General features: G+C 73.3%; 12 protein-coding genes. 4 read left to right on the forward strand and 8 right to left on the reverse strand.

All coding sequences use genetic code 11. The features are described from left to right. Positions 1-71 precede the first annotated feature (71 nt). From ACFWFZ_RS20660 to ACFWFZ_RS20695, 8 genes are all read right to left on the reverse strand, one after another. Positions 72-1,772 (reverse strand): ABC transporter ATP-binding protein, encoded by a 1,701-nt coding sequence (locus ACFWFZ_RS20660; RefSeq protein ID WP_387124238.1) that lies wholly within the window; start codon positions 1,770-1,772, stop codon positions 72-74. Then, positions 1,759-12,726, reverse strand: a complete 10,968-nt coding sequence (locus tag ACFWFZ_RS20665; RefSeq protein WP_387124239.1) for an amino acid adenylation domain-containing protein — start codon at positions 12,724-12,726, stop codon at positions 1,759-1,761. Before ACFWFZ_RS20665 ends, ACFWFZ_RS20660 begins: the two co-directional genes overlap by 14 nt. 73 nt (positions 12,727-12,799) lie before the next feature. Next, positions 12,800-14,587 carry an ABC transporter ATP-binding protein gene (locus ACFWFZ_RS20670; protein WP_387124240.1) on the reverse strand — a complete coding sequence of 596 codons (1,788 nt, stop codon included), beginning with the start codon at positions 14,585-14,587 and terminating at the stop codon, positions 12,800-12,802. A 2-nt stretch (positions 14,588-14,589) separates the two neighbouring features. Next, positions 14,590-15,648, reverse strand: a complete 1,059-nt coding sequence (locus ACFWFZ_RS20675; RefSeq protein ID WP_387124241.1) for an iron-siderophore ABC transporter substrate-binding protein — start codon at positions 15,646-15,648, stop codon at positions 14,590-14,592. A 76-nt stretch (positions 15,649-15,724) separates the two neighbouring features. Further along, on the reverse strand, positions 15,725-16,600 hold the full coding sequence (locus tag ACFWFZ_RS20680; RefSeq protein WP_387124242.1) for an ABC transporter ATP-binding protein: 876 nt from the start codon (positions 16,598-16,600) through the stop codon (positions 15,725-15,727). A 39-nt stretch (positions 16,601-16,639) separates the two neighbouring features. Next, positions 16,640-17,701, reverse strand: a complete 1,062-nt coding sequence (locus tag ACFWFZ_RS20685) for a FecCD family ABC transporter permease (protein ID WP_387124282.1) — start codon at positions 17,699-17,701, stop codon at positions 16,640-16,642. Positions 17,702-17,712: 11 nt separating this feature from the next. Then, entirely contained in the window at positions 17,713-18,771 is a 1,059-nt protein-coding gene (locus ACFWFZ_RS20690; RefSeq protein WP_387124243.1) for a FecCD family ABC transporter permease, read from the reverse strand. Positions 18,772-18,833: 62 nt separating this feature from the next. Next, positions 18,834-20,192, reverse strand: a complete 1,359-nt coding sequence (locus ACFWFZ_RS20695) for a lysine N(6)-hydroxylase/L-ornithine N(5)-oxygenase family protein (protein WP_387124244.1) — start codon at positions 20,190-20,192, stop codon at positions 18,834-18,836. Between the two features lie 273 nt (positions 20,193-20,465). Here ACFWFZ_RS20695 and ACFWFZ_RS20700 point away from each other — a divergent pair, with 273 nt between their 5' ends. From ACFWFZ_RS20700 to ACFWFZ_RS20715, 4 genes are all read left to right on the forward strand, one after another. Then, positions 20,466-21,413, forward strand: a complete 948-nt coding sequence (locus tag ACFWFZ_RS20700; RefSeq protein ID WP_387124245.1) for a methionyl-tRNA formyltransferase — start codon at positions 20,466-20,468, stop codon at positions 21,411-21,413. A gap of 154 nt (positions 21,414-21,567) precedes the next feature. After that, positions 21,568-21,813: a hypothetical protein gene (locus tag ACFWFZ_RS20705; protein ID WP_387124246.1), complete on the forward strand. Its 246-nt coding sequence runs from the start codon at positions 21,568-21,570 to the stop codon at positions 21,811-21,813. After that, positions 21,810-24,170 carry a heavy metal translocating P-type ATPase gene (locus tag ACFWFZ_RS20710; protein ID WP_387124247.1) on the forward strand — a complete coding sequence of 787 codons (2,361 nt, stop codon included), beginning with the start codon at positions 21,810-21,812 and terminating at the stop codon, positions 24,168-24,170. The genes ACFWFZ_RS20705 and ACFWFZ_RS20710 overlap by 4 nt, the downstream gene beginning before the upstream one ends. Before the next feature lie 50 nt (positions 24,171-24,220). Next, positions 24,221-24,736, forward strand: a complete 516-nt coding sequence (locus ACFWFZ_RS20715; protein ID WP_387124248.1) for a copper chaperone PCu(A)C — start codon at positions 24,221-24,223, stop codon at positions 24,734-24,736. Positions 24,737-24,824 lie beyond the last annotated feature (88 nt).

The raw sequence follows: 24,824 nt of genomic DNA on the forward strand, positions 1-24,824 counted from the left end.
CGGCCGCCACCACCCCTGCACGGGTTTCGCCGGCGCCCCCAACACGGCCGGTCCCGGGCTGACCCGAGCGCTCACCTGGCCACCGCCAGGCAGTAGCCCTGGTCGGTGGCGAGCAGGTTGCGGTGGGTGTCCTCGGCGGTGATGACGCCGTCGTCCAGGACCAGGACCCGGTCGGCGGCGTCCAGGAGGGCCGGACTGCTCGTGATCACGACGGTGGTCCGGCCCCGGCGCAGCCGGGCGATGTTGCGTGCGATGAGCTGTTCGGTGACGGCGTCGACGGCCGTCGTCGGGTCGTGCAGGACGAGGACGTCGCTGTCGGCGGCCAGGGCCCGGGCCAGCGAGAGCCGTTGGCGCTGCCCGCCGGACAGGTTCGCCCCGCGGTCGCGGACGGCGTAGTCGAGTCCCTCCCGGTGCAGGGCCACGACGTCGGTCAGCATGGACGCCTCGACGGCCTCCGCGACCGAGCGGCTGCGGCCCGACGGGTCGATGTTGGTACGCAGCGTGCCCGCGAACACCTCCGCGTCACAAGGGTTCACGAGCATGTGCTCGCGGACCGCCTCCACCGACAGCTCACTGATCTCCTGCCCGCCGACCCGCACGGCCCCCTGGTACGCGTGCGGCGGGACCTTCACGGCCAGGACTGCGGCGAGGTCGGCCGCGGCGCGCGGCTGGTAGGCGGCGACGGCGACGAACTCGCCCGCCGGAACATGGAACTTCAGGGCGCGCAGGGCTCCGTGGCGGACGCCGTCGATCTCCAGGTCGCCGCCGGGGGCGGGACGCCGCGGGCCCGGGACCGAGACCGGGGGCGCGGTCAGCACCAGCGCCATCCGCTCCGCCGAAGCCCGCGCCATCATCACGTACTTGGGCATGTCGGAGAACATCTTGAGCGGTTCCATGATGAACTGCGCCAGTCCCACGGCCATGACGAGTTCGCCGATGGTGATGCGGCCGTCGAAGGCCAGCCCCCCGGCCGTCAGCGTCACCGCGACGGCCAGCGCCGCGTTGAGGGCCATGGCCGTGCCGGCGTACGCGCCGTTCACCCCGGCGACGGTGACCGCCTGCAGCTTCGCCTCGGTGCTGACCGTCCGGTAGGAGCGGAAGGCCGCGTGGTTGCCTCCGAAGCCGTGCAGCGGGCGCAGACCGGTGATCAGGTCGGCGACCTTCGCCCCCGCCCGGGCCACCCGGGCCTGCTGTTCGCGCGTACTGGAGCCGATCCGCCGGGACAGCACCGACAGGATCGACAGGATCGCGACGGTGCCGACGATGACCAGCAGGCCGAGCCGCAGGTCCGCCAGCCCCAGCGCGGCGGCGGCGACCAGCACCGCGACGAGCGAGCTGATCAGCAGGGGCACCACCTCGATGATGTCGGCCGTCTGGTCGGCGTCCTCGGTGGCGATGGTCAGGACCTCGCCCGACTTGAGGTCGACGTCCCTGGCCACGGGCTGGAGCCCGCAGTCGGCGACCTGCACCCGCCAGCGGTGCGCCTCGGTCGTGTTGGCCTTCTGGAGGATGCGCATGCCGAACCGCCACGACAGCGACACCGTCGTGATGATCACGGCCAGCGCGGCGATCGACAGCACCAGGGCGCCGGGGGCCCGGTCCCGCATCGTGTGCTCGACGATCAGGCCGAGCGCGATGGGGAAGGCGGTCTCGCCGGCCTGGTACAGGCCCATGAGGACGGTGCCCCAGGCCATGGCGCCGACGTTGCGGCGCAGTGCGATGCGCAGGATGTCGGACCCCGAGCGGGGCCGCTGCGTGTCAGGAGTTGTCATCGAGGTGGCGGGCAATCGCTTCCGGGGTGCGCAGGGTGAACAGGTCTCGGATCGTGATCACTGGACCGTACTCCCGGCGGAGCAGGCCGATCAGCCGCACCGCCAGCATGGAGTGTCCGCCGAGGGACACGAAGTCGCCCACCGCACTCACCTCGTCGTCGTCCAGGTCCAGTGCCTCGGCGAAGAACGCGCAGACGGCGGTCTCGGTCGCGGTCCGCGGGCCGCGCTCCCCCACCGTGGTCAGCGCGCCCAGCGGCCGGGCCTCGGGCAGTGCCCTGGCGTCGGCCTTCCCGTTCACCGTCAGCGGGATCGCGTCGACCTGGGCATAGTGCGTGGGGCGCAGGAAGTCCGGCAGTGCGGCGCCCACTTCGGCGGCGACCGTCGCCAGGTCGGAGCCGTCCAGTACGAGGTAGGCGGCCAGCCGGAACGCGCCGTCGACCTGGGGATCGGGCTGGGGGACCGCGGCGGCGAACCGGACCGCCGGGTGCGCGGCGAACGCGGCCTCCACCTCGCCCGGTTCGACGCGGTGTCCCCGGATCTTGACCTGCTGGTCGGTGCGGCCCAGGTACGCCAGGTTCCCGTCGGGCCGCCGCGCCACCAGGTCGCCGGTGCGGTACATGCGCTCGCCGGGCCGGCCGAACGGGCAGGCGACGAAGCGGTGCGCGGTCTGGGCGGCCTGCCCGAGGTAGCCGCGCGCGATGCCGATGCCCGCCACGTACAGCTCGCCGGGGACGCCGTCGGGGAGGGGGCGCAGCCAGGGGTCCAGGACGTACACGTCGGTGTTGTCGATGGCCACGCCCACCACCGGGTCCTCGCATTCGAAGGTGCCGACGCCGAGGGTGTTGATGGTGTACTCGGTGGGTCCGTACAGGTTGTAGCCGGCGGTGCCGTCCGTCTCGGCGAGCCGCCGCCACAGCTCGGGCGTGACGGCCTCGCCGCCCAGCAGTACGAGGGCGGGCCGCCGGTCCGGGTCGTCGAGCAGGCCCTCGGCCACCAGTTGCCGGGCGTAGCTCGGGGTGACGTTGACGACGTCGATCCCGTGCCGGAGGCAGTACTCGACGAGCCGGGGGGCGTCGCGGCGCAGTTCCTCGTCGCAGATGTGCACCTCATGGCCGTCGGCGAGCCACAGCAGTTCCTCCCACGACATGTCGAAGGCGAACGACACGGTGTGCGCGATCCGGAAGACCCGGTGGCCGTGGTCGGCCAGGACCGGTTCGAAGATCCGGCGCTGGTGGTTGACCAGCATGTTGGTCAGGCCCGCGTACTCGGTCACCACGCCCTTGGGCCTGCCGGTCGATCCGGAGGTGTAGATCGTGTACGCGGGGTGGCGCAAGCGGTGCGGGTCGTCGGGGGCGAAGGTGGTGAACGGCTCGGCCGCGGGGAGCGGCCGGTCCAGCTCGATCAGGTCGCCGGGCAGCCGGCCCAGCCGCAGGGACACGGCGCTGACGGTGAGGATCACCTCCGGGCGGGCGTCCGCGACGATCGCCTCGATCCGTTCGTCGGGGTGGTCCAGCTCCAGCGGCACGTAGGCGGCGCCCGTGCGCAGTACGGCGAACAGCGCCACGATCGAGTCGAGGGAGCGGGGGACGGCGAGGCCTACGGTGGTCTCGGGGCCGATGCCGCGCCCGGCGAGGACTCCGGCCACGGCGCGGCTGCGGTCCCGGAGGTCGGCGAAGGTCATGGCGTGTCCGTGGGCGACGAGGGCGGTCCTCCCGGGGTCGCGGTCGGCCGCCAGGTCGAACCGGTCGACGACGGTGTCCGTGCCGACGTCGGTGCGCTCGGCGGGCTCGGGCCGCGGTCCCAGGCCCGGCAGGGCGCCGACCGGTCCCGGGGTCCGGGCCAGGTCGTCGAGGAGGCGCAGGTAGTCGTCAAGGAGTCGGCGGGCGGCCGGGGTGTCGTGGTCGCGGTACTCCAGCTTCACCGTGAGCCGGTCGCCCGGGGTGACCACCCAGGTGTACGGGTAGTGGGTGGAGTCGTCGGCGCGGACCCCGGTGATGCCGTGGCGGGCGTTCATCTCGGCGAGGGCGTCCATGTCCAGGAAGTTCTGGAGGACGAAGAGGTTGTCGAAGAGCGTGTCGTGTCCGCCGGCCCGCTGTATCTCGCCGAGCCCGATGTGCTCGTGCTCCATCGCCTCGACCCGGGCGGCCTGCACGGCCGACAGGTATTCGCCTACGGTGTCGCCCGGCCGTGGCCGCGTCCACACGGGCACGGTGTTGAGCAGTACGCCGACGATGCCGTCCAGGCCCTCGCCCTCCCGGCCCGAGACGGTCACGCCGAACACGGCGTCGCTGCGGCCCGTCCGGGCGCCGAGCAGGAGGCCGAAGGCACCGGTCAGCACCGAGTTCAGGGTGACGCCGTGGGTGCGGGCGGTGTCCCGCAGCTGCTGCGACCGTTCGGGGTCGAGCGTGTGGAGGAGGGTGCGGGGCAGGCCGTCGGCGAGGGCCGGCGCCGGTCCTGCGAGCAGCGTCGGGCCGGGGAGACCGGTGAGGTGCCGCGCCCAGAACCGTTCCGCCTCGGCGGGGTCCTTGGCGGCGAGGGCCCGGGCGTGGTCCTCGAAGCTCGGGGTGGCCGGGGCGGGCGCCGCCGGCTCGCCCGCCAGGGCGGCTTCGTAGGCGTCGAACAGGTCGCGGAGCACGGTCTCCCGGGACCAGCCGTCCCACAGCAGGAGGTGGTAGCTGAGCAGCAGGCCGTCGCGGCCGTCGGGGCGGCGCACCACGGTCAGCCTGATCAGCGGCGGCCGGCCCGTGTCGAATCCGGTGTCGCGGTCCCGGGCCAGCAGGGTGTCGACCTCGGCGTCCGTCGCGAGGTCGACGGTGCGGACGTCGACGCGCCGGCCGGCCGCGAGGACCTGCACGGCGTTGCCTTCGTCGTCGGTGGCGAAGCCGGCGCCCACCGAGGGGTGGCGGGCGATCACCCGGGCCATGGCCTCGGCCAGGGCGTCGGCGTCCAGGCGCCGGTCGAAGGTGAACCAGCTCTGCGCGACGTAGTGTCCGGCCGGTCCGCCCAGCTGGGCCTGGAAGAACAGGCCGCGCTGGAGCGGGGTGACCGGCGCGGTGCGCTCGGCGGTCGTGGAGGCTTCCGCGATGCGCTCCAGTGCGTCGCGCCAGTGCCCGGTGATCCCGTCGGAGACGCCCTCGGCGAGGGTGAAGACGGCGTGGAGGCTGCCGGTGGCCGCGTCCGTCCAGGCGTTGACCTCGACGGCGTAGGGGCTGCTGTCCCGGTCGCCGCCGGTGAGGGGCAGGGCCTGGGACTCGCCGCCCCGGCCGAGGTAGTTGAACAGCACCTGCGGGTGGGCTTCCAGGAGCGGGGCGGTCTGCGGGTCGAGGTAGCGGAGCCGGCCGTAGGCGAGGTGGGCGCGCTCGTCCGGCCGGCGGACGGCGACCTCGCGGGCCGCGGCGACCGGGTCGGTGTGCGCGGTGAGCCGGACGGGCGCGATGGAGGTGAACCAGCCGACCGTACGGGTGTAGTCGTGGTGGGGCAGTACCGGATCGCGGCCGTGCCGCTCCAGGTCGACCGCGAGGTCGGTGGGTGTGGGCTGGACGCGGGTCAGCGCGGTGCGCAGGGCGCCGCACAGCAGCTCGGTGAGGCCGACGCCGAGTGCGGCGGGCGCGGTGCGGGTGACGAGGTCGCTCACGTCGGGCGGGAGCACGGTCACGGTGTCGCGCGGTGCCCGGACGGCGGGCAGCATCGGAGGCGCCTGGAGCGTGGTGATCCAGTGTTCGAGACCGTCGTCGGCGGGGTGGGCCGACGGGGCGGCCAGAGCCCGCGCGTACTCGGCGTAGGGGGTGGTCCGCGGCGCCGGGGGCGCTGCGCGCAGGGCGGCGTCCAGGTCGTCCAGCAGGATCAGCCAGGACACGGTGTCGACGGCGAGGTGGTGCACGGCGACCACCAGGGTGCGGCTCGTCTCAAGCCACGAGAACGCGATGACGTCGCCGTTCTCCGGGTCGAGGCGTCCCGCGGCCTCGTCGGCCGCGGTCTCGGGGTCGGTGGTGTCCGCGCGTACGACGCCGACCGCGCGTGCCGGTTCGGTACGCAGGGCCCATACGCCGTGCTCGACGCGCAGGCGCAGCCGCAGGGCCGGGTGCGCGGCCACGACGGCCTTCGCGGCGCGCTCGGCGTCGGCGAATCCGGTGCCTTCGGGGGCGGTCAGGGCGCGGGCCTGGGCGAACCGGGCGAGGGAGCCGCCCAGCCGGCGCAGGCGCAGGATGATCGGGGTCGGGGTGATCGGGCCGTCCTCGGGGGCGGCCGGAGCGGTGGCGGAGGCGGGCGCCGCGGTCGGCGGTGCGCTCGTGGCCAGGTGGGCGGCGAGGGCACGCGGTGTCCTGAGCAGGAACACGTCCCGCGGTGAGATCGCGAGGCCGAGTGCCCGGGCCCGGTTGACGACGGTGATGGCGAGGATGCTGTCGCCGCCGGCCCGGAAGAAGTCGCAGTCGCCGTCCACGGCGGTGCCGGGCAGGGTGTCGGTGAAGATCGCGACCAGCGCCGTGAGCGCGGTGTCCTGCGCCACCACGGCCCCGTCGTGGGCCGGGCCCGGGCCCGTTCCTGCCGTGGCGGCCCGTTCGGTGAGGGCCTCGCGGTCCAGCTTGCCGTTGATTGTCAGCGGCAGGGCGTCGGCCGGCAGCACCCGGGCGGGCACCATGTGCGCGGGCAGCTTCGCCGAGAGCAGGCCGGTGAGATCGCCCGGCACCCGGCCCGCGATGTGGGCGACGAGGTGGTCGCCGCTGTCCGCGACGGTGACGGCCGCGTCGACGACGCCGTCGAGTTCCCTGATCGCGGCCTCCACCTCGCCCAGCTCGATGCGGAAGCCCTTGAGCTGCACCTGGTCGTCGGCGCGGCCGGTGAACTCCAGCTCGCCGTCGAGCGTGCGGCGGGCGAGGTCGCCGGTGTGGTACATGCGGGCGCCGCCTCCCGCGAACGGGTCCGCGACGAACCGGCCGGCGGTGAGCCCGGGCCGCCCCAGGTAGCCGAGCGCGACCTGGTCGCCGGCGACGTAGATGGCGCCCACCCGGCCCGGCGGCACCGGCCGGAGCCGGTCGTCGAGCAGATGGGTGACCAGGCCGGGGATCGGGCCGCCGATCGGGCTGACGTCGTCGCCGCGCTCGAAGTCCTCGTCGGTCAGGACCCGGTGGGTGACGTGGACGGTGGTCTCGGTGATGCCGTACATGTTGACGAGTTCGGGCGAGGCGGTGCCGTGCCGCTCGATCCAGCCGCGCAGCCGGCCGAGGTCCAGCGCCTCACCGCCGAAGATGATCCGGCGCAGTGCGGGGAGCGGCTCGGCGGTGTGCCGGTCGGCTTCGATGAACTGGTAGAAGGCGGAGGGGGTCTGGTTGAGCACGGTGACGGCGCGTTCGCGCACCAGCCGGTGGAAGTCGACCGGGGAGCGGGTCAGCGCGTGTTCCGGCACGAGCAGTTCGCCGCCGTGGGCCAGGGCGCCCCACAGCTCCCAGACCGCGAAGTCGAAGGAGTACGAGTGGAACTGGACCCATACGTCGCGCGGTCCGAAGTCCATGTCGGGGCGGGTGTTGGCGAGCAGGGCCACCACGCTGGAGTGCGGGACGACGACGCCCTTGGGCCGGCCGGTGGATCCGGAGGTGTAGATGACGTAGGCGGGGTCGTGCGGGCCGGCCGCGGGGGCAGCGAGCCCGCCGCCCGGGGCGTGCGACAGCGGCTCCTCCCCCTGGACGAGTACGCGGGCGGGGACGCCCGCCCGGTCCAGCAGCCGGGTGAAGCGGTCGCGCTGCCCGGGGCCGACGAGGACGACCTGCGGAGCGGCGTCGGCGAGGACGTACTCCAGCCGGCCGTCCGGGTGGGCGAGGTCCAGCGGTACGTAGGCACCGCCTGCGGTGACGGCGGCCACGAGGGCGACGACCTGTTCGAGGGAGCGCGGTACGGCGACGGCGACGCGGCCGCCGGGGCCGACGCCGGCGGCGCGCAGGGTGGCGGCCAGGTCGTCGCGTGCCGCGGCCAGTTCGCCGTAGGTCAGTGAGCGGGTGGCGCCGTCGAGGGCGCACTGGGTGACGGCGGTGGCGGCCGGGTCGCGGCGTGCGGCAGCGTCGAAGAGGGCGGCCAGGGTGGTCGGGGCCGTCGTCCCTGCCGGACGTCGGGCGGCGTCGGGTGCGAGGTCGTCGGCCAGAGTGTCGACCAGGTCGTCCGGCCGGGTGAGGAGGGCGGTGAGGGCACGGGTGAAGGCGGCCAGGACCGCCCGGGCGCCGGCCTCCCGCAGCAGGGTGCCGTCGTAGATCAGGTTGAAGCGGGGCCGGCCGTCGGGCGTGCGCTCGGCCACCAGCGTCAGCGGATAGTGCGGGGCGCCCTCGTTGACGACGGCGGTGATGAACAGGGAGTCGTCGCGGCCGCGCAGGGCGGCGGGGTCGGTCGCGACGTCGAAGACGACCAGGGTGTCGAAGAGCGGGCCGGCGCCGGTGCCGCGGCTGATGCGGGCCAGTGAGACGTGCTGGTGCGGCCGTACGGCGCTCTGGTGCTCGCGTACCGAGGCGAGCAGGTCGCGGGCCGTGGTGGCGGCGGTCCAGCGGGCGCGGACGGGGATGGTGTTGATGAACAGGCCGACCATGTCCTCGATGCCCGGCACCTCCGCGTCGCGCCCGGACACCGTGGAGCCGAAGACGACGTCGCGGTGGTGCAGGAGGCCGCCGAGGGCCAGCGCCCAGGCGCTGTGCACGGCGACGCTGAGGGGCACCCCGGCCGACCGGACCGCCTCGTCGAGGTCGTCGCCGTCCGGCTCGACGGCCGTGTCGGCGAACCGGTCGGACGGGGTGTGCCCTTCCGCGACCAGTGAGGGGCCGGGCAGGTCGGCCAGCTGTTCGCGCCACACCCGGTCGCTCTCGTCCTGGTCCCGCCCGGCGAGCCAGCGCACGTAGTCGGTGTGGCCGCCGACCGGGTACACGGTGCCCGGCGCGTGGTATTCGGCGAGGAGGGCGCGGAGCATCGGCGGCACCGACCAGCCGTCGGCGACGATGTGGTGCACGGTCTGGACCAGGACGGTGCGGCCGGCTCCGGCGCGGATGAGCGTGTACCGCATGAGCGGGCCGGCGGCCAGGTCGAATCCGGCGCGGCGGTCCTGTTCGGCATGGTCGCGGATCTCGTCGTCGGTGATGCCGGGCCGGTCCAGGACGGTGAAGGGGGCCGGTGTGCCGCTTTCGAGCACGGATACCACACGGCCGTCGGCGAGGGGCGTGAAGCGGGCGGCGAGGTTGGGGAAGAGGGCGAGCAGGCGGGTCGCCGCGGCAGCGAGCCGGTCGGCGTCGGCCTCCCCTTCCAGGGTCAGCAGTTGCTGTTCGACGTAGTTGCCGGAGGATCCGTCGTCGAAGACGGAGTGGAAGTAGAGGCCTTCCTGGAGCGGGGTCAGCGGCAGGATGTCGCGCAGGGCCGGGCCGTCCAGCTCGTCGACGTCGGCCTGGGTGAGGGCGACCAGGGGGAAGTCGCTGGGAGTGTGGCCGCCGTGGTCGAGTGCGGAGATCGCGGCGAGGGTCTCCTGGTAGTACGCCCCGATGGTCGCGGCGTCCTCGTCGGTGAGCAGCCCTTCGGGCCAGGAGAGGGTGGTGGCCAGCCGGTAGGCGCCGGTCGGGTCGGGTTCGGCGATGGCGTTGAACTCCAGGGCGCGGGGCAGCCGCATCCGGGGGTCCCGGCGTTCCCCCAACTGGCCCGTGGTGTCTGCGAGTTCCCAGTCGCCGGAGGATCCCGCACCGAAGCGGCCGAGGTAGTTGAAGAGCACCTGGGGTGCGGGGGTGTCGAACCGGGCGCCGGCCAGGTGGCGCAGGACGCCGTAGGAGAGGCCGTTCCTCGGGACGCGCGCGAGGTCTTCCTTGACCGCCTTGAGGGCGGCCGTCAGGTAGGCGGGATCAGTGGGGTCGGCCGCCGCGCCGGGGTCGACGGTGACCGGGAAGAGGGTGGTGAACCAGCCCACGGTCCGGGAGAGTTCGGGTTCGAAGCCGGCGCCGTCCGCGACGAAGCGTGCTTCGCGGCCGTGGCCCTCCAGTTCGACGTGAGCGAAGGACTGGTCCTGGCCGAGGTCGCGGCGCCATCGGGCGAGGGTGACGGCGAGGGCGGTCAGCAGCACGTCGTTGACGCCCGCGTGGAACCTGGCGGGCAGGTCGCCGAGCAGGGCTGCGGTGACGTCGGGGCCGACCACGACGGTCGTCGTCCGCTCGCGCGCGACGGTGTCGGCCGCGTGGAGCACGCGCCGGCCCAGTGGTGCGTCCGGCCCGGGCAGGGCGCGCTGGTAGGAGGCGAGGTCGTCGTCGAACGCGGCGTGCTCCAGCAGCTGGGTCCACCGGCGGAACGAGGAGCCCGCGGACGGCAGTCGGACCGGTTCGCCGGAGGTGTACCGGTGCCACGCGGTGGCGAGGTCCTCCATCAGGATGCGCCAGGACACTCCGTCGACCACGACGTGGTGGGCGACGAGGACGAGCTGCCGGGCGTCGCGGCGCCATACGGCGCGCAGCATGACACCGCCCTCGGGGTCCAGCGCACCGGTGGCGAGCGCGACGCACTCGTCGAGCGGCAGGCCGCTCTCCTGCCACCCGACGGCGGTGCGGTCGGCCGGCGCCGGGACGTCGAGGCTCCAGTGGTCGCCGCGCACGAGCCGGGCGCGCAGCACGGCGTGGCGTTCGACGAGGGCGGCGAGGATCGTGTCGAGGGCGACTGCGGTCAGGTCCTCGGGGGTGTTCAGCACGACGGACTGCACGAAGCCGTCGACGGCGTCGGTGGTCTCGCCGAGCCAGCGCACGATGGGCGATCCCGTGACGGAGCCGGTCGCGACGTCGTCATGGTCCTCGGCGGCGGTGTCGGCGGGGGTCGCCGCCGCGGCCAGCGCGCCGATCACGCTGTTGGTGAAGATCTGCCGCGGTGTGACGTGCAGGCCCTCCTTGCGCAGCGCGCCGAGCAGCGAGATGGCGAGCAGGCTGTCTCCGCCGAGCCGGAAGAAGTCCTGGTCGACGCCGACCGCGTCCAGCCGCAGGAGCGTGGCGACCGCCGCGCACACCAGGCGCTCGTTGTCGGTGGCGGGCAGGGCGAGCGGGCCCGCCCCGGTGCCGGGCTCCGGGAGTGCGGCGCGGTCGAGCTTGCCGTTGGCGGTGAGCGGGAACTCCTTCACGACGACGATGCGGGCGGGCACCATGTACGCGACCATGTGCCCTGCGGCCCAGTCCGCGACCTCCTCCGCCCGCAGGTCCGCGGCTCCCGCGGCGGGGATGACGTAGCCGACCAGGTAGGTGCCGCCGGCGGTGTTCTTCTTCACGACGACGCAGGCGTGGCGTACGCGCGGGTGTTCGGCGAGGCCGGCCTCGACGTCCTCGGTCTCCAGCCGCATGCCGCGGATCTTGATCTGGTTGTCGGCCCGGCCGAGGAAGTCCAGCGTCCCGTCCGGTGCGTACCGGGCCAGGTCACCGGTCCGGTACAGGCGCGAGCCGTCCCCGGCGAAGGGGTTGGCGACGAACCGGGAGGCCGTCAGGCCGGGGGCGCCGGCGTATCCGCGGCCGAGCAGGAAGCCGCCCACGTACAGCTCGCCGCCGACCCCGACGGGCACCAGGCGCAGTTCGTCGTCGAGGACGTAGAGCTGGGTGTTGGGATTGGCCCTGCCGATCGAGGTGGACAGGCGTTCCGCCGTGCCCCGGTAGATGACGTGGGAGACGCCGATCGTCGTCTCGGCCGGTCCGTAGCCGTGGTACATGGGTATGTCGAGCCGGGTGCGGAACCGCTCGTACAGCTCGGGGGTCAGCACCTCGCCGCCGCACCACACGTGCCGCAGGCTGTCGAGCCGGCCGGAGTCGCCGGCGATGTCCAGCAGCACGTCCAGCATGGACGACACCAGGTAGGTGAAGGTGACGCGCTGGTCGGCGATCACGCCGAGCAGGTGGTGCGGGTCGCGTTCGCCGCCGGGCCGCAGGACCACCAGGCGGCCGCCGGACACCAGGGGCAGGAAGATCTCGTTGATGGAGATGTCGAAGGACAGGGGGGCCTTGAACAGCGAGGTGTCGTCGTGGCCGAAGCCCAGGACCTCGTCGACCTGCCACAGCAGGCGCTCGCTGATCGCCTCGTGCCGGATCATCGCACCCTTGGGCCGGCCGGTGGAGCCGGAGGTGAAGATGACGTAGGCGAGGGCGTCGCCGGGGGTGGTGATGCCGGTGCCGCCGCCGGGGCGGGAGCCGTGGCGCCAGTCGCCGAGGTCGACGGCGACGGCGGCCGGTTCGCCGGGGTCGTGTTCGCCCGAGTCGTTGAGCTGGAGCACCACGGTCGCGTCCTCGATGACGACGGCCCTGCGTGCGGCGGGCCACTGCGGGTCGAGGGGGACGAACGCGGCGCCGGCCTGGAGCACGCCGAGCAGGGCGACCACCATGTCGGCGGAGCGGGCGAGGGAGATCCCGACGACCTGTTCGGCGGTGATCCCGCGGTCGAGGAGTTCATGGGCCAACTGGCTGGAGAATTGGGCGACCTGGCCGTATGTGAGCGAGCGTTGCTCGTCGACGACGGCGACGGCGTCGGGGCGGGTGCGCGCCTGCTCGCGGAACATCTCGACGATGGTCGGGCGGACCCGGTCGGCGCGTGTGTCGTTCCAGCGGGCCAGGGTCTCGATGCGCGCCGCCCCACTGGACGGGGTGATCGTGGCGAGGGGCCGGTCGGGGAAGTCGGCCAGGTCGTCCAGGGCGAGCTGCGCCTCGGCCGGTGGGACGCCTTCGGGGAGGGTGATGCTGCGGGCGTCCGCGCCGATGTCCCAGCCGGCCGCCGCGCCGCCGCCGTGGTCGACCCAGCCGAGGACGTCGGCGAAGAGGGTGGCGGGGGTGAGGTCCATGCCGTCGGGGCTGCGGCCGGTGGCCCAGTACGCCAGCCCGATGGAGCACGCCGCGGTGATGGTCCGGTCGCAGTAGTCGCCTGCGCGCCGGCGTAATCCGGCCAGACGCGTGGGAGAAAGCCGCACGAGACGAGCGGTCGGTTCCGTCATCGAAGACTCAACGCCCCTTCAGTGTCCGCTGGTCGTCCCACCCGGACCGGGTGGACCACACCCAGGCCGTGTCCTAACTTCCCTCGCGCCAGGCGCGCCACAGCTGTGCGTAGCGGCCGCCCAGGGCCACCAGTTCCTCGTGTGTTCCGTGCTCCACGACGCGGCCCGCGTCGAGCACGGCGATCCGGTCCGCTGCCATGGCCTGCGTCAGCCGGTGCGCGACGAACAGTGTGGTGCGGCCGGCGCACGCGGCGAGCACGGCCCGCTCCAGCTCGGCCGCGCCCTCGCTGCCCGCCTCGGCCGTGGACTCGTCGAGTACCACCACGGGTGAGCGGGCCAGGAGCAGCCGGGCGAGGGCGATCTGGGCCACCTTGGTGACGTCCAGGCGTTCGCCGCCCTCCCCGACCGGGGTCTTCAGACCGTCGGGCAGCGCGTCCACCCAGCCGTCGGCGCCGACGGTGCTCAGGGCGTCGCTCAGTTCGGCGTCGGTGGCCTGCGGTGCGGCCAGCCTCAGGTCGTCGGCGAGCGGGCCGGAGAACACGTGTGTCTCCTGCGTCAGGATGCTCACCAGGGCCCGCGCGCCGGCCTCGTCCAGCCCGGCGAGGTCGGTCCCGCCGATGCGCACCGATCCGGCCTGCGGGGTCCCGATGCCGGCGATCAGCGCGGCCAGGGTCGACTTGCCGGCGCCCGTCGCCCCGACCAGGGCGAGCGAGCCGCCCGCCGGGACGGCCAGGTCGACGTCCTGGAGGACCGGCTGCTCGGTGCCGGGATAGGTGAACGTCAGGCCCTTCACGGTCACCGGGTGGGGCGCGTCGGCCGCCGGCTCGACGGCGGTGGCGCCGACCAGCCGGTCCTGGGCGTCCTCGCCGAGGACGCCGACCAGCCGGGTGAGGCTCGCGCCCGACTTCTGCGCCTCGTCGAAGGTGAACATGATGGAGCCGAGCGGGGTGAACAGCCGGTGGAAGAGCAGCGGGGCCGCCGAGGCCTCGCCCAGGGTGGCGGCGTCGGCCTCCAGCAGGGCGTACCCGGCCACGATGATGAGGACCAGTCCGATGAACTCGGCGCGGTTCTCCCGGCCGACGAACCGGCCGAAGAGCCGGAACACCTCGATGCCCAGTTCGCGGACGCGCCACGACTCCGTGGTGACCTTCTCGCGTACGGCCCCTTCCAGGCGGTAGGCGCGGACGGTGTCGATCCCGTTCAGTCCGCTGATCAGCGCCTGTGCGCGGTCGGCCTGGACGGCCCGCTGCTGCTTGTAGAGCGGGGCGGAGCGGGGCAGGTACCAGCGCAGCGCGAGGGCGTAGGCGGGCAGCGCGCCGGCGCCCGCCAGGCCGAGCCGCCAGTCGAGGCCGAACATGCCGAGGGTGGCGACGACGACCAGCACGCCCGCGGAGAAGACGGTGGGGACGGCCGTGCGGATGCCCCTGGACAGCACGGCGACGTCGTCGCCGACGCGGGAGAGTACGTCTCCCCGGCCGACCTGTTCGATCCGGGCGCTCGGCATCCCCAGCACCGCCCGGACGGCGCCTTCCCGCAGTCTGGCGAGGAGGTCCGCGCCGAGCCGCCCGACCAGGTAGGTGGACAGGGCGGTGGCCGCCGCGCCGAGGAGCGCGGCGGCCACCATCAACACGCCCGTGGTGAGGAGGATCGAGCGCGGTCCGCCCGCGACCACCCCGTCGACGACGCGGCCGAGCAGGAGCAGCGGGAGCACCTGGAGGGCCGCGCCGGCCACCGTCGTGAGGACGGTGGCGGCCGTCAGCCAGGGCACCTCGCGGCAGTGCGCGGCCACCCAGCGGGCGGCCTCGCGTCCGGTCGTCGTGCGCAGGGTGGCCGGCGCGACGAGCGTGTCCGTGGCGCTCACACTCAGCCGGCCGACGTGACGAGTTCGTCGATCGCGTACGGCAGGGAGAGCAGGGTGCCCTGGGACATCGCCGCGCCGGCGGCCGGGCCCTCGCTGTCCAGGAGGTAGGAGACCTTCCCGTTCCTGACCGCGTTCAGGTTGGTGAACAGCTCGGACTTCTTCAGCGCTTCCTGGTCGGCCTTGTCGGCGATGACGAAGATGCGGTCGACGTCGACGAGGTCCATGCGCTCGGGGGAGAGCGTGGTGTAGAACTTGCCGTCGGCGATCTTGTCGATCTCGGTCTGTCCCCGGTAGCCGATGCCCGTCACCAGCCGGCCGCGTACGTCGGTGGTGGTGAAGGGGGCCACCGAGTCCTTGTACCAGGACAGTGCGACCGCGGTCTGGTTCGCGAAGTCGGGGTGCGCCTTCTTGGCCGCGTCGAGCTTGTCCTGGATGCCCTTGACCAGTTCGGTGCCCCTGGCCTCCTGGCCGAGGGCCCTGGCGATGTGGACGGCGTTGTCCTGCCAGGGGGCGCTGAACGGCTCCTTCTCGGCCTTGGTCCGGCCCACCGTCGGTGCGATCTTGGAGAGTTTGTCGTAGGCGGCCTGGTCGATCTCGGAGTAGACCGCGACGATCAGGTCCGGCCTCAGGGCGGCGATCTTCTCGTAGTTCGGGCCGGCGTCGCCGTTGGTCATGACGACCTCGGGGCGGGTGTCGCCCCACTTGTCCTTCGTCCAGGGCCACTGGGTGTTGATGTCGGGACTCGTGCCCGGCGGGTTCGGGTACTGGTCGACCATGCCCACCGGTTTGATGCCGAGCGCGAGGACGGCCTGGTCGTCGGTGTAGCCGACCGAGACGACCCGCTGGGGGGCCTTGGCGACCTTCGTGGATCCGAAGGCGTGCTCCACGGTGACCGGGAAGGTGCCGGCCGCGGCGGCCGGGGCGTCAGCGCTCTTCTTGTCGGCCGGGTCCGCCGGGTCGGAACCGCATCCGGCCAGGAGCCCGATGCCGAGCGCCGCGGCGGCCACCGCCGCCGCCGGCCGCGCCCAGGGGTGCGTATCTGACGTTCGATGGAGAAGCATCGGCAATCCCTTGCTTTCGTGCTGTCCATTGCGCCCCCGGCCGAGGGCAGGCACACAGTAGCGCGCTCAAGTGAGGCTAGCCTAGCCTTACTTGAACCGTATCTTTGTCCGTCTCGTCCGGCCGTACGTGGGCGCGGCCGATCGGCACGACGAGGGGCCTGTCCCCCACGGGGTCGTCGATCACCTTGGCACGCAGTCCGAACGCCTCGTGCAGCAACTCGGCGGTGATGACGTCGCGCGGGTGCCCCTGCGCCAGGATCGATCCCGCCTTCATCACGATGAGGTGGTCGCTGTAGCGCGTGGCCAGATTCAGGTCGTGCAGCACCAGGACCACCGTGCACCCCGACTCGTGCAGGTCGTCCACCAGATCGAGCACGTCGATGGCGTGCGCCAGGTCCAGGTACGTGGTCGGCTCGTCGAGCAGCAGCAGGTCGGTGCCCTGAGCCAGCGTCATCGAGATCCACACGCGCTGGCGCTGGCCGCCGGACAGCGCGTCGACCGGACGGTCGGCCAGGTCCGAGACACCCGTCATGGCCAGCGCGCGCTCCACGACGGCGGCGTCGTCGGACGACCACTGCCGCAGCCAGCTCTGGTGCGGGTGCCGCCCCCGGGCGACCAGGTCGGCCACGGTGAGCCCCTCCGGGGCCACCGGGGCCTGCGGCAGCAGGCCGAGCTTCCTGGCCACGTCCCTCGTCCTGAGCCGGGCGATGTCGTCGCCGTCCAGGACGACGCTGCCCCGGGTCGGCTTGAGCAGCCGCGACAGGGTCCGCAGCAGGGTCGACTTCCCGCAGCCGTTGGAACCGATGATCGTCGTGATCACCCGGGGCGGGACGGCCACGTCCAGATCGTCGATGACGACCCGCCCCCCGTATCCGACGGTGACCCCTCTGGCGGCGAGCCGTGCGGTCTCACCGCCCCCGGTCGCGATCCCGGTGACGTGCTCAACGGCCACGGTTCCCCCTTGTGCCAAGCCTGCCCGAACATGTTCCGATCAACGAAGATTGGCCCGCACCAGCAGGTAGACGAGGAAGGGGCCGCCGATCGCGGCGGTGACCACGCCGACGGGCAGGGGCATCGGCAGCGCCGTCCGCGCGACCAGGTCCGCGCCGATCAGCAGCAGGGCCCCGGTGATGCCCGAGGCCGCCATCGGCGGAGTCGGGCACCTCGTCAGGCGCATCGCGACCTGCGGTGCGACCAACGCGACGAAGGAGACCGGTCCGGCCGCGCTCACCGCGACCCCGGCCAGCAGCACCGCACACAGCAGCAGGGCGGCGCGCACCACCGTGTAGCGGACGCCCAGGCCGGCGGCCACGTCGTCGCCGAGGTGCAACGGCTTGAACTGGAACGCGACGCACGCCACGACGGCCGTCAGGGCGAGCGTGCACCAGAGCGCCACCCGTACGTCGTCCCACGAGCGGTTGTCCAGCGAGCCGATCAGCCAGGCCTGCGCCCGGGCCACGTCCCTGATGTCGGCCGTCACCAGCAGCCAGGTCGTGATCGCCTCCATCACCGCACTCACCGACAGGCCGATGAGGATGAGCCGGAAGCCGTCGATCCCGCGCCGCCACGCCAGGAGGTACACGAGGAGCCCCGTGCCGAGACCACCCGCAAGGGCGGCCCCGGACAGACCCACGGAGTTGACGACCGCCGTCGCGGTGCCGCCCGACACCGTCACCAGGAACACGGCGACCGCGCCGGCCCCCCAGGTGATCCCGAGGATGTCCGGGCTGGCCAGCGGGTTGCGCGCGATGGACTGGGTGATCGCCCCGGACATGCCCAGGGCGATGCCCACGACGCATCCGGCCAGCGCGCGCGGCATCCGCAGGTCCATGACCACGAACTCGTCGACCTGTTCGCCCCGGCCCAGGATGGTGGCGATCACCTGGGGCAGGCCGATGGGGAAGTCCCCCACACCGATGGAGAGGCAGAAGACGAGGAACGTCGCCGCCGCGAGCAGCAGCGTGGAGCAGACGAGCCACGGCCTCCAGACGAAGGAGACCCTGCCGAGCCGCACGCCCGGGAGCACCGACGGCTTCACCCGGGTCGCGCCCATGCCGGTTCCGTTCATGCGCTCTTGAACTTTCCGCGCCACACCAGGACCGCGAAGAAGGGGGCGCCGAGGAGGGCCACGACGACACCCGCGTCCAGCTCGCCCGGCCGTACCAGCAGGCGTCCGGCGATGTCGCAGACCAGCAGGACGATGGCGCCGAGGAGTCCCGCGTACGGCACCAGCCAGCGGTAGTCCGGCCCGGTCAGGTAGCGGGCCACGTGCGCCACCATGAGCCCGAGGAACGCGATGGAGCCGCAGGCCGCTGTCGCGGCCCCGGCCAGCAGGGTGACGGCGATGATGCCGACGGTCCGGTTCAGCGCGATGTTCACGCCCAGGCCCCGGGCCACGTCGTCGCCCAGGTTGAGCAGGTTGACGGCGGGCAGCGTGGTCAGCGCCAGCAGCAGGCCGACCGCGATGAACGCGGTCACCGGCCAGATGACGCCGAATCCGACGCCGGCCACCGAGCCGGCGTTCCAGAAGCGCAGGGCGTTCAGCGACGCCTTGTCGGACAGCGCGACCGCCGTGGTCATGGCGGCGAGGAACACGGTGACCCCCTGCCCGGCCAGTGCGAGCGTCAGTGGGTTGCCGGCTCCCCGGCCGATGCTCGCCAGCCCGAACACGACGACGCCCGCGACCGCCGCCCCGGCGAACGCGAACCAGACGTACTGGAACGGGTTCGCGAAGCCGAGGACGGCGATCACGCAGACCACGGCGAAGGAGGCGCCCGCGTTCACGCCCAGCAGGCCCGTGTCGGCGATCGGATTGCGCGTGTACCCCTGGATCAGCGCCCCGCCGACCCCCAGGGCCACCCCGGCCACGGTGGCGAGCGCCGTGCGGGGGATCCGTACGGTCTGCACGATGAGCCGGATCTCGGTGAGCCGGTGGTCGGGGCCGGGGCCGGCCGACAGGCCGTACCAGACCTCGGACGGGGTCAGCCCGCGCGCACCGACGCCCAACGACACCACCATCGCGGTCAGGAGGATCAGTACCAGGGTGAGCGAACCGACGACCCGCCGCCTTCGCGCCCGTGTCGTGCCCGTGGGCAGGGGACGTTCCACTGCAATCGCGCCCATGTCGCCGTAGGCCATCCCTTCGATCCACCGGTGGACGGGGGTCAGCGGCCTCGGACCGCCGGTCAGCGGCCGAGCGTGCCACCGGTGCCGCCGGCGAGCGTGCGGGCCTCGTCGGAGCCGGACTTGGGGCCCCTGCCGAGGAGGGAGTCCAGGATCTCGCCGACCCTGACCGCGGTGTTGGACAGCAGGGACGAGGTGATGCCGTGCGTGTGCTCCGTACCGCCCTGTACGTAGATACCGCAGCGCAGCGCGGGATCGGTCGCGATGCGGTAGTCGCGCTCGACCCGGACGCGGCCCGCGTCGTCGCGCAGGCACCGTCCGGCGACCTCACCGAGGAGGCCGAGCGGGTCGGCGGGGCGGTAGCCGGTCGCGAAGACCACGACGTCCGCCTCCAGGGAGGTCTCCTCACCGGTGACCAGGGACCGCACGGTGGCGTGGACGCCCGCCGGGGTCTCCCTGACGTCCGTCAGCCGGGACACGTTGAGAAAGCGCAGGCGCTCGGTGCCGAGGACCTTCTCCTGGTACATCTGCCGGTACAGGTCGTCGATCAGGTCGATGTCGACGACGGAGTAGTTGGTGTTGCCGTGGTAGTCCATGAGCCGGCGCTTGACGTCCTCGGGCGCGGCGAAGAACTCGCCCACGGCCTCCGGGTCGAAGATCCGGTTGGCGAAGCCGCTGTCGTCGGCGGGGCTGTAGCCGTAGCGGGAGAAGACGGCGCAGACCTCGGCCCGCGGGAAGCGGCGGTGCAGGTAGGCGACGTTCTCGGCGGCGCTCTGCCCGGCGCCGACGACGATGAACCGGGAGGGGGCCGTGCCGTCCAGGCCGTCGACCTTCGTCAGGAGGTCGCAGTTGTGCCAGACGCGCCCGGTGCGCTCCACCCCGTCCGGCATGAAGGGGCGCAGTCCCGTGCCTATGACGACGTTGCGGGCCCGGTGGAGCGCGAGCCCCTCGCCGGACCGGACCGTGACGTCCAGGTGCTCCACCGCTCCGTCTCGGACGGCGGGCGTGATGCCGACGACCTCGTGGCCGTAGGACACCATGCCGTCGACCTTGTCGGCGGCCCACTCGAAGTAGTCGTGGAACTCGACGCGCAGCGGGAAGAGGTTCTTGTGGTTGATGAAGTCGATCAGCCGTCCCTTGCTCTTGAGGTAGCACAGGAAGCTGAACTCGCTCGCCGGGTTCCGGAGCGTCACCAGGTCCTTGAGGAAGCTCACCTGCATGGTCGCGTCGTCGATGAGCATCCCGCGGTGCCAGCCGAAGCGGGGCTGCTGCTCGAAGAAGTGGGCGTTGATCGTTTCCTGTCCGCTGACGCGTAGGTTGTGCTCGCTGACCGCGATGGCCATGGCCACGTTGGACGGCCCGAAGCCGATTCCAATGAGGTCGTGGACCAACGGGACTTCGCCAGGACGAACCTGTGCCATGTCACTCCCATCGTGCGAGGGCGGCCGCGCGCCGTGGGGGCGGGCGGCCGTCGGTCGAGCATCCGCCGGGCGCGGAATGCGAGCACACCGACGGAGCCGCAACCCCAAGACTTAGGCAAGGCTAAGCTCATTACGGCGGCACTGTCGATAGGCAGAACGGGCCGTCACCCGCAAGGGTGATCCTCAACTCCCTTGCAAATCAGGCCCATTGCACGCTTAGGCAAGCCTTGCTTTACTCGACGTGACCAACCCCCTGCGCTGAGGAGGAACCCCATGCGGGTCGTCGTGTTCGGTTACCAGACCTGGGGGCACCGCACCCTGCAAGCCCTCCTGGACTCCGAGCACGACGTGGTGCTGGTCGTGACCCACCCCAAGAGCGAGCACGTCTACGAGAAGATCTGGAGCGACTCCGTCGCCGACCTCGCCGAAGAGCACGGCGTCCCGGTGCTGCTCCGCAACCGCCCCGACGACGACGAGCTGTTCGCACGCCTGAAGGAGGCGGACCCGGACATCATCGTCGCCAACAACTGGCGGACCTGGCTCCCCCCGCGCGTCTTCGACCTCCCGCGCCACGGCACGCTGAACGTGCACGACTCGCTGCTGCCGAAGTACGCCGGCTTCTCACCCCTGATCTGGGCGCTGATCAACGGCGAGAGCGAAGTGGGCGTCACCGCGCACATGATGAACGACGAGCTCGACGCCGGCGACATCGTGCGGCAGGAGGCCGTACCGGTGGGACCCGGGGACACCGCCACCGACCTCTTCCACCGCACCGTCGACCTCATCGCGCCGGTCACCGTGGGCGCGCTCGACCTCATAGCCTCCGGGCAGCGGGAGTTCGTCCGCCAGGACCGCTCGCAGGCGAGCTTCTTCCACAAGCGCTCCGTCGAGGACAGCCGCATCGACTGGACCTGGTCCGCCGAGGAGCTGGACCGCCTCGTCCGCGCCCAGTCCGAGCCGTACCCGAGCGCCTTCACCTTCCACCGGGGCCGCCGGATCGAGGTCCTGGCCGCGTCCGTGTCACAGGGCCGGTACGGCGGCACGCCCGGCCGGGTCTTCTACCGCGAGGGCGACGGCGTGGTCATCGTCGCCGGCGCCGACGCCCGCACCGGCCGCAACCACGGGCTCGCCATCACCCGGGTGCGGACCGAGGACGGCCGCGAGCTGCCCGCGGCCGAGTACTTCACCACCATGGGCGGTTACCTGACCGCACGCCCCTGACGCGGCCGCGGCGGACCGGAGGACCCTCCTCGGCCCCGGTCGTCCGCGGAATCCGCGGAATCCGCGGGAACCAGGCCGGGACGGCATCCGACCACCTGAGAGGAACTGGCGGGGCGGTGGCTCCGTGAGCGAATCCTCGGATCAGGGAATGTCGATGGCCGATGAACAGCAGTCCGCAGTCCAGGCACCCGCGGCCACGGGGCGGTGGGGCCCTCCCCCGGCGCTGACCGGCTTCGTGGTGCTGCTCCTGGCGATGTTCGCCCTCGCGTACGGGGTCGGCTCCGCGGCCGGGCCGGTGGCGCCCGGCATGCGGAGCACCGTGGGCGATGCCGGTTCCTCGGGGCAGTCCGGTCCCGGCGGCAGCGGGAGCATGGACGGCCACACCGGCGGTGACCGATGACGGCGGAGGGGAGCACGGTCGCCGGGGCGACCACCGACCTGGTCGTCCGGGGCATGACCTGCGCGGCGTGCGTGCACCGGGTGGAGAAGCGGCTGGCCCGCATCGACGGGGTGACGGCCGCGGTCAACCTGGCCACGGGCCGGGCGCGCGTCCACCACCCGGCCGAGGTCCCGCCCGAAGACCTCCTGGCCGCCGTCGAACGGGCCGGATACCAGGCTGAGTTGGTACGGCCGCCCGTGCCACGGGCGGCACCGGCGACCGCGACCGGTCCGGACACCGCGACCGGCCGGACCGGCGGCACGCCCGGTCCGCACGACCCCGACGACCCCGACGACCCCGCCGGTCCGACGCGGGAGGAAGCCCGCAAGGACCGCGAACGGCTGCTGATCACCGCCCTGCTCAGCCTGCCGGTGCTCCTCCTGTCGATGGTCCCCGCCCTGCAGTTCCGCAACTGGCAGTGGCTCTGCCTGGTACTGGCCGCCCCCGTGGCGGTCTGGAGCGCCCTGCCGTTCCACCTGAGAGCGGCCCGCGGGCTGCGGCACTCGGCGGCCACCATGGACACCCTCGTATCGCTCGGCGTCCTCGCGTCCTTCGCATGGTCCCTGTACGCGCTGTTCCTCGGCGGCGCGGGCGATCCCGGCATGCGGATGCCGTTCAGCCTCCTCCCCTCGGCCGGCACGGAGGCCGCGCACGTCTACCTGGAGGCGGCGGTCGCCGTCCCGCTCTTCGTGCTCACCGGCCGCCGTCTGGAGGCGCGCGCCCGGCGCGGCACCGGTGCGGCACTGCGCTCGCTCGCCGGTCTGGCCGCCAAGGACGTGACGGTGAGCGAGGGCGGCCGGGAACGCCGGATGCCCATAGAGGAACTCGTGCCGGGACAGGGGTTCGTCGTCCGGCCCGGGGAACGGGTCGCGACCGACGGCGTCGTGGTCTCGGGCAGCTCGGCCCTGGACCTGTCGCTGATCACCGGGGAGAGCGATCCCGTCGAGGTGGGACCCGGCCGGCCGGTGGTGGGCGGCGCCGTCAACATGGGCGGACTGCTCGTCGTACAGGCCACGGCGGTCGGCGCCGACACCCGTCTGGCCCGGATCACGCACCTGGTCACCGAGGCCCAGGCGGGCAAGGCGCGGGCCCAGCGCCTGGCCGACAAGGTGGCGGGCGTCTTCGTCCCCGCCGTGCTCTCCCTGGCCGTCACCGTGCTCGGTTTCTGGCTCGGCGCCGGAGCCGACCCCGAGGCGGCCGTCACCGCGGCCGTCGCGATCCTCGTCGTGGCCTGCCCGTGCGCTCTGGGCCTGGCCACCCCCACCGCCCTCATGGCCGCCACCGGCCGCGGTGCCCGCCTCGGCATCCTGGTCAGGGGGCCGCAGGCGCTGGAGGCCCTGCGGCACGCCGACGTGATCGTCCTGGACAAGACCGGCACCCTCACCACCGGCCACATGTCCGTGGTCCGGGTCACGGGGGCCGCCGGCGGGATCGGCCGGGAGGCGGCCCTCCGGCTGGCCGGGGCGGTCGAGCAGGGCTCCGAGCACCCACTGGGCCGCGCGGTCGCCGCGTACGCGCAGCGCGTCGCGGCCGAGGGCCCGCTGCCGCCGGTCGCCGGCTTCCTGGCGGTCCCCGGCAGCGGCGTCACGGGGATCGTGGAGGGCCGCCGGGTGGAGGTACGCACGCCGGGCGAGGGCCTGCCCGCCTCCCTGGCACACGCCCTGGCCGAGGCGGAGGCCGCCGCGCTCACCCCGGTCCTGGTCCGCGTGGACGGCTTCGACGAGGCGCTCATCGCACTGGGTGACGTCCTGCGGGCCGGGAGCCACCGGGCGGTGGACCGGCTGCGGCGCCTCGGCGTGGAGCCGGTCCTGGCCACCGGCGACCGGGAGGCCACCGCGCGGGCCGTCGCCCGCCGGCTCGGTATCACGCAGGTGCACTCCCACTGCACCCCGGAGGGCAAGGCGGCGCTGGTCCGGCAGCTGCGCCGCGGCGGCCGCCGGGTGGCCGTGATCGGGGACGGCGTGAACGACGCGGCGGCCCTGGCGGAGGCCGATCTCGGGATCGCGATGGGCAGCGGCACGGACGTGGCCATCGGGGCCGCCGACGTGACCCTCGTACGGGGTGACATCGAGGCCGTAGCCGACTCGGTCCGCCTGGCCCGCCGCACCCTGGCGACGATCAGGCTCAACCTGGTCTGGGCGTTCGGCTACAACGCGGTGACCGTCCCGCTGGCGGCCGTGGGGCTGCTGAGCCCGATGCTCGCCGCCGCCGCGATGTCCGCCAGCTCGCTCCTCGTGGTGGCCAACAGCCTGAGCCTGCGCACCTGGCAGCCCGCGCCGAGACGCCTCGGCACCCCCGTACGAAAGGCACTCCGTTGATGCACCTCCTGCGCGTGGCGATCCGGACGGCCGGCCGAACGGGGAACCGGATGGTGAAGGCGGTGGCGGAGGGCCACGGCCCCGGCCGTCGCAGCCTGCGCGAAGGGCTGCCCGCCACGCTGGTACCCGTGATCGCCTGTCTGACGATGCTGGTGGGGCTGACGGCCTGGACCACGGCGGGGGCCGCGGGCAGCCCGGCACGGATCGACGTCGGCGTGGGCCGGGTCCTCCTCCCCGCCGCCGGCAAGGAGGGGACCACGGCCTTCTTCCGGATCGCCAACACCGGCGACTCCGACGACCAGTTGGTGGGAGTGACCTCCCCTGTCGCGGACGGGATCACGCTGAACCGGCACGAGCGGGCCGGCGAGGAAGACGAGGTGACGCGCACGGTCACCTCCGCGAACATCCCGGCGGGCGATTTCCTGGTCATGACACCGGCCACCCTGGACCTGACGATCAAGGTCAAGACCCGCCGGCGGGTGGGCGACGCCATGCCGTTCGTGCTGCACTTCCGCCGCAGCGGTCCGGTGGACGCGGTCGCGTTCGTGGTGCGGCCCCGCACCTGAAACGTCTCCCCCGGCCGGGGGCCCGCCCGCACCCCGGCCCGTGGTTCACCCGCCGGGAGCAGTGGCGCCACACCGGCCCGGCGGTGGC

The organism is Streptomyces sp. NPDC060232 (assembly GCF_042726555.1).
Classification (GTDB): Bacteria; Actinomycetota; Actinomycetes; order Streptomycetales; family Streptomycetaceae; genus Streptomyces.